Here is a 6,884-nt window from a genome sequence, read left to right as displayed (position 1 = left end):
GGACACATACCGAACCCGGAAGCTAAGCCTCTCAGCGCCGATGGTACTGCACTGGTGACGGTGTGGGAGAGTAGGACACCGCCGGACAAACATTCCAAGAAACCCCACCCCGGGATCCCCCGGGAGTGGGGTTTCTTGCGTTCCCCGTCATCCCGCAGTGTCACGTGCACGGGACGCCGCTGCGCCGTGCTGTGGGGCTGCCGACCACCGCCCCTGGTGGGCCCGACGACAGCCGGTGAGTGCCGGCATACGGCGTGGTCCTCTGTGTCCTCACGGGGCCGTTGTGACGACTGGGGCGAGTGTTCCTGCAGGTCACTGAGGCGCCGCAGGCCCGCTCGGTGAGCCGGGTCCGGACTGTCCCCGCGGCGACCTAGAATCGACCCGATGTCCACTGCACCCAGCTCCGCCGACAACTTCGTCCACCTGCACAACCACACCGAGTACTCGATGCTCGATGGTGCCGCCAGGATCACGGACATGTTCGACCGTGCCGCCGAGCTCGGGATGCCAGCCATCGCCACCACGGACCACGGCTACATCTTTGGGGCGCACGAGTTCTGGAGCGCCGGGCAGAAGGCCGGGGTCAAGCCGATCATCGGTCTCGAGGCCTACGTCACGCCGGGCACACACCGCACGGACCGGTCCCGGGTGAAGTACGGCGACGGTGGCCGCGATGACGTCTCCGGTTCGGGTGCCTACACCCACATGACGATGTGGGCCCGCAACAACAACGGGCTGCACAACCTGTTCCGGATGGCCTCGCTGGCCTCGCTCGAGGGCTACTACTTCAAGCCCCGGATGGACCGGGAGCTGCTGGAGACCTACGGCCAGGGGATCATCGCCACCACAGGTTGCCCCTCCGGTGAGGTCCAGACCCGGCTGCGGTTCGGGCAGTATGCCGAGGCACGCCAGTATGCCGCCGACATGCAGGACATCTTCGGCAAGGAGAACTACTTCCTGGAGCTGATGGACCACGGGATCGACATCGAGCGTCGGACCCGCCAGGACCTGCTCAAGCTGGCCAAGGACCTGGATCTGCCGCTCGTGGCCACGAACGACCTCCACTACACGCACAAGGAGGACGCCAAGGCCCACAGTGCGCTCCTGTGCATCCAGACGGCCGCGACCCTGCAGGACCCGAACCGTTTCCAGTTCCAGGGCGACGGCTACTACCTGAAGTCCGCCGAGGAGATGCGCCACGTCTGGCGCGAGCTGCCGGAGGCGTGCGACAACACGCTCCTGATCGCCGAGCGCTGTGAGGTGTCCTTCACCGAGGGCGAGGGACGCTTCATGCCTCGCTTCCCCGTGCCCGAGGGGGAGGACGAGACCTCCTGGTTCGTGAAGGAGGTCGAGGCAGGTCTGCACCGGCGCTACCCGGAGGGGATCCCGGACTACGCTCGCAAGCAGGCGGAGTACGAGACGGGCGTGATCCTCGGGAAGGGCTACCCCGGATACTTCTTGGTCGTCGCCGACTTCATCAACTGGGCCAAGAGCCAGGGGATCCGGGTGGGCCCGGGGCGTGGCTCCGGTGCCGGCTCGATGTGTGCCTACGCCATGGGGATCACCGACCTCGACCCCATCCCGCACGGCCTGATCTTCGAGCGGTTCCTCAACCCTGAGCGCATGTCGATGCCCGACTTCGACGTCGACTTCGATGACCGGCGACGCTCCGAGGTCATCCGTTACGTCACCGAGAAGTACGGCGACGACCGGGTTGCCATGATCGCGACCTACGGCACGCTCAAGGCCAAGGCGGCGCTCAAGGACGCCGCCCGCGTGATGGGGTTCCCGTTCGCGATGGGCGAGCGCCTGACCAAGGCGATGCCCCCGGCGGTGATGGGCAAGGACATCCCGCTCTCCGGCATCCATGACACCGAGCACCCCCGCTACGGCGAGGCCGGGGAGTTCCGGGAGCTGCTCCAGAACGACCCCGAGGCCGCGCAGGTCTTCGAGACCGCGACCGGCCTGGAAGGGCTGAAACGCCAGTGGGGCGTGCACGCCGCCGGGGTCATCATGTCCAGCGAGCCACTCCTTGACGTCATCCCGATCATGCGTCGCGAGCAGGACGGGCAGGTCATCACCCAGTTCGACTACCCGACGTGCGAGCGTCTCGGGCTGGTCAAGATGGACTTCCTGGGGTTGCGCAACCTGACGATCCTGGACGACGCGATCGCCAACGTGAAGCTCAACCGCGACGAGGTCATCGACCTCGACGAGCTGTCCAAGGACATGACCGACCGCAACGCCTACGAGCTGCTCGGGCGGGGTGACACCCTCGGTGTCTTCCAGCTCGATGGCTCGGGTATGCGTCAGTTGCTGCGGCTCATGCAGCCGGACAACTTCGAGGACATCTCCGCGGCCCTCGCGCTGTACCGCCCGGGGCCGATGGGTGTCAACGCGCACACCAACTTCGCCCTGCGCAAGAACGGCAAGCAGGAGGTCGTCCCGCTGGACCCGCAGCTGAAGGGCAAGCTGCAGCCGGAGATGGTGGAGGCGCTCGAGCCGATCCTGGGGACCACGCACGGCCTGTGCATCTACCAGGAGCAGGTGATGGAGATCGCCCAGAAGCTGGCGGGCTACACCCTGGGCAATGCGGACCTGCTCCGGCGCGCCATGGGCAAGAAGAAGAAGGAGGTGCTCGACGCCGAGTACATCCCCTTCTCCGACGGCATGAAGGCCAACGGCTACAACGAGGCGTCGGTCGCGGCCCTGTGGGGTGTGCTGGTCCCGTTCTCGGACTACGCGTTCAACAAGGCACACACGGCTGCCTACGGCGTGATCTCGTACTGGACGGCCTACCTGAAGGCCAACTACCCCGCCGAGTACATGGCCGCCCTGTTGACCAGCGTCCGCGACGACAAGGACAAGACGGCGCTCTATCTCAACGAGTGCCGCCGCATGGGTATCGCGGTGCTGCCGCCGGACGTGAACGAGTCGATCGCCAACTTCGCGGCCGTCGGCAAGGACATCCGCTTCGGCCTGGCGGCGATCCGCAACGTCGGCGGCAACGTCGTGGACGCCATCGTGGCGACCCGCGAGGCGAAGGGGAAGTTCAGCTCCTTCGAGGACTTCCTGCGCAAGTGCCCAGCAGTGGTGTGCCAGAAGCGCACGATCGAGTCACTCATCAAGGGCGGTGCGTTCGACGACCTGCAACACCCCCGGCAGGGCCTGGTCACCGTGCACGAGAGGTATGTCGACGCTCTCGCCGAGGAGAAGAAGCAGGAGGCCATCGGGCAGGACAGCCTGTTCGGCGGTTTCGGCGGTGAGGAGCCCGACGTCCAGATCGTGACCCTGCCGCCGGTCCCGGACATCGAGTGGGAGAAGCAGATCAAGCTCGCGTTCGAGCGGGAGTATCTCGGCCTCTACGTCTCGGACCACCCGCTCAACGGCATCGAGCACATCCTGACGGCGAACGCGACCGCCACGATCGGACAGATCGTCAGCGAGGACGGGCCGCAGGACGGCGAGTTCGTCACCGTGGCCGGCCTGATGACGTCGGTGCAGCTCAAGCGCACCAAGAACGGCGACCCGTACGCGCGGGTCATGCTCGAGGACCTGGTCGGCTCGATCGAGTGCGTCTTCTTCCCCAAGTCGTACATGACCGTCTCCACCATGCTGGCTCCGGACACCGTGGCGGTGATCCGCGGCCGGTTCAAGCGCAGCGAGGACACCACCGAGATCCTCGCCCAGGAACTGACCCTCCCGGAGATCAAGGAGGGGCCGCGCGGCCCGGTGCTGCTGACGATGCCACTCACGCGGGCCACTGACGGGCTGGCCCACAAGCTGCGCAGCGTGCTGGCCGACCACCCCGGGTCGACCGAGGTGCACGTCAAGCTCACCCAGCCGGGGCGCCAGGTGCTGGTGCGACTGGACCCCACGCTGCGGGTGACGGCCTCACCGGAGTTCTTCGGCGACATCAAGGCGTTGCTCGGGCCGGCGGCCGTCGGCAGCTGACCCGGCCCGGACCGGCTGGAAGGGAGTCCGCGTGTGAGGACCCGCACGAGGCGTCGTCGGGTCACACCGACGATCGCCGTGTGCCTGGTGCTGCCGCTGGGCGCCTGCGCGAGCGACGATCCTGCGGAGCCGTCCACCTCACCTCCTGCGGCGACGTCGCGTGCGACACCTCCTGCAGCGACGTCGCGCGCGACACCTCCTGCAGCGACATCACTCAAGCCACCCGCCGCCGGCTCCGACGTCAGCGCCGCAACAACCCGGGACCGTGGTGCCGAGCCGGTGCGACAACTCACGCGGGACGCGGTTCCGGTCACCATCGACGCGGGAGGAGGAACCGAGCTCCACGGGCTGCGCTACGGCACCGGACCCCGCGCCATACTGCTGGCTCACATGGGTCGCCCGGGGGACAGCCAGGAGGACTGGGCCCCCGTGGCCGTCGAGCTGGCCGACGCCGGGCTGACCGTCGTGACGTACGACCGGCGGGGCGTCTGCTCCTCGACACTGGACACCTGTTCCACCGCGGGAGAGGCTCCCCTGGAGTCCTGGCGGGACGTCGTGGCCGCGACCAAACACGTGCGGGCGCTGGGATCCGAGAGCGTCATCGTCGGTGGTGCGAGCCTGGGCGCGATGGAGACCGTCGACGCACTGCGCCGGGAGGACGTGGAGGTCGACGGCATCATCTGGTTTGCAGGGGTGCTCTCGCGGGACCTCTCCTTCGAGAGGTCGGACTTCGCGGACCTGCCGGCGGTGCCGAAGCTGTTCGTCAGTGCTGAGCACGACCGCTACGGGGCGGCGGAGGACGCGAGGCAGGCCTACGAGTGGAGCTCCGAGCCCCGGACGCTGACGATCGTCCCCGGCAGTCGCCACGGCACCGACCTCTGGGAGAACGGCATCCAGGAGGGCCCCGGCCGCGCGGTTGTCGACGTGCTCGTCGACTTCGCCACCTCAGACGGCTAACGCCTCACGGAGCACGTCCGCGACGAGCCGCGGGTGGGTGACCGGCACGAGGTGTGTGGCGCGGGGGATGGTGACCACCCGGGTGTCCGCGGCGGCCGCGGCAAAACGCCGGACGTGCAGGCGCATCTGGTCGAACTGGCCGTTGACCAGGAACACCGGGCACGACACCTCGGCGAGCAGGTCGGCGCGGCACTCGTCGTAGACGACCTTCCAGGCGGCGGGGAGTGCGGCGTAGCCCTCGGCCCCGGGAAGGACCTGGTCGTCCGCGCCCAGACGGCGCATGACCGCGTTGGAGGCGCGGGCCATCCGCTCGGCCCCCACACGTGGAAGCAGGTCGGCGAACCTGCGGTAGATCGCCGCCAGCGGCCCGACCGGCTCAGCGCTGGAGCCGATGAGGACCAGGGCGTCGAGGGCGCTCGGGTGCCGGGCGGCATACAACATCGACAGGTAGCCCCCCAGGCTGTGCCCGGCGAGCACCATCCTCTGCCCCGCCGAACGACCGAGAACCGCGGCCTCGATCGTGGCGACCGCGGCGTCCGCAGTGAACACCTCGGCCACCCTCGAGCCGTGGCCGGGCAGGTCGACCGCGACGAGCTCGGCCTCGGGCAGCAGGTCCTGGTAGCCCTGCCACTGGCTGGAGTCCATCCGCGTGCCGTGGACCAGGACGAGCCGTGGTCGGGGAGCCGGAGCGGTCACCGTCCCACCCTAGGACCGCTGTGCCTCCTTCTCCCTGAGCTCCTGCCTCGCCTGCTCGCGGTACCGTGCCCCGGCGACGACGAACAGGACCACGACCACCCAGACGACAAGTGCCAGAACCAGCAGTGAGATCTAGATCTCGCCCCACACCATCGCGTTCCTCCTGAAACACCTGCAGTTGAGTCAAAGCCTCCCCATCAGAGCATCCGGGCGCCGGAAGAGGAAGGGGAAGGCCTTCCCCTCCCCGCGCCCGCAAGGCAGACTGGCCACTCGCCGGCGCTGACCGCGCGGGCCGACAAGGCATGGAGTGGTCGATGAAGAGTTCATCGCAGGGGACCGACGGTTCACCTGCCCCGGGCGGTCCGGAGACCGTCGAGGTCCTGGTGCGCGACCGGGGCCAGCGGACGACCGGGTCACGCGGCACGATCGAGCTGGAGGACCTGTCGCACGTCGTGACGCGGCTCGCCACGACGACCGGGCCCAACGGCCCGAACGGTCCGGTCACCCAGTACATCCTGGCCGAGGGCGCCCGGCACCTGTCCGAGCGTCTCGTCGCAGATCTGGGCGCCGACTTCGAGGGCAACTCCGCCCCGAGGATACTGTCGGCCCTCATCGGCCACGAGCCGTTCGTGGAGACGGGCCTGAACCTCAGCAACCACCACATGCGCCGGCGCTGGCCGATGGCGGCCGACTGGTATGCCGACCTGATCTCCTACATCCTGCGGCCCCAGCGCTACACGCGGAACGAGCAGAACGCGATGGGGTCCATGGCCGAGTGGATGGCGCTGCCGTTCGGCGCCCTCGTGGAACAGTTCGCCGCCCACCAGGTCCGCGCCACGCAGGATCCGCAGCTGTTCCGTCTCGCCGACATCCTCTATGCGATCTGGCCGGACTACGCGCCGATCCAGCACGCCTATGCCCGGCACCGCCGGACCGTGGAGGAGACGTGGACCCCGCTCTACCACCAGCTGCTCGGTCACTACCGTCTCCGGTTGCGCGACGGGATCCGGGTGGGGGACATGTGCTGGCTCATCGACACCGTCGTGAACCGGTCGGGACACGACCTGTCGCTGTCCTATGGCGTCGGGGACGCCGCGGGGAGCGCCGGCCGGACGGTGCTGGTGTATGTCGCAGGTTGCGTCACGGCGGACGACGGCACCCTGCTGACGCTCGAGGAACTGGCCGGTCGTCCTCCGGGAGGGTGAGCGTCGCCCCGTGCAGGGACCGACGAGGACCGGGCACCCGGCCGGAATGCCATTAACCTTGGTGCTTGTGCC

Annotated in this window: 4 protein-coding genes and 1 rRNA gene; 4 read left to right on the top strand and 1 reads right to left on the bottom strand. The window is 68.4% G+C overall.

What is annotated here, in order from left to right:
- From rrf to DA085_RS11400, 3 genes are all read left to right on the top strand, one after another.
- Positions 1–87, top strand: a 5S ribosomal RNA gene (rrf, locus tag DA085_RS11410); the annotation flags it as partial.
- 297 nt (positions 88–384) lie between these two features.
- The gene (gene dnaE, locus DA085_RS11405) at positions 385–3,954 is read left to right on the top strand and encodes a DNA polymerase III subunit alpha (protein WP_109473084.1); all 3,570 of its coding nucleotides are present in this window, start codon (positions 385–387) and stop codon (positions 3,952–3,954) included.
- Between the two features lie 279 nt (positions 3,955–4,233).
- On the top strand, positions 4,234–4,911 hold the full coding sequence (locus DA085_RS11400) for an alpha/beta hydrolase (RefSeq protein ID WP_109473083.1): 678 nt from the start codon (positions 4,234–4,236) through the stop codon (positions 4,909–4,911).
- On the opposite strand, the gene DA085_RS11395 is transcribed toward DA085_RS11400, so the two are convergent.
- A complete protein-coding gene (locus DA085_RS11395) occupies positions 4,900–5,607 on the bottom strand; it encodes an alpha/beta fold hydrolase (RefSeq protein ID WP_237565454.1) in 708 nt (235 codons plus the stop codon). The two genes, DA085_RS11400 and DA085_RS11395, sit on opposite strands and share 12 nt — an antisense overlap.
- Before the next feature lie 314 nt (positions 5,608–5,921).
- Between DA085_RS11395 and DA085_RS11390 the strand changes: the two genes are divergently transcribed.
- Positions 5,922–6,812: a hypothetical protein gene (locus DA085_RS11390; RefSeq protein WP_109473082.1), complete on the top strand. Its 891-nt coding sequence runs from the start codon at positions 5,922–5,924 to the stop codon at positions 6,810–6,812.
- Positions 6,813–6,884 lie beyond the last annotated feature (72 nt).

It is taken from the genome of Ornithinimicrobium cavernae (assembly GCF_003121625.1).
Classification (GTDB): domain Bacteria; phylum Actinomycetota; class Actinomycetes; order Actinomycetales; family Dermatophilaceae; genus Ornithinicoccus; species Ornithinicoccus cavernae.
This window is presented reverse-complemented; position numbering and strand designations above follow the sequence as displayed.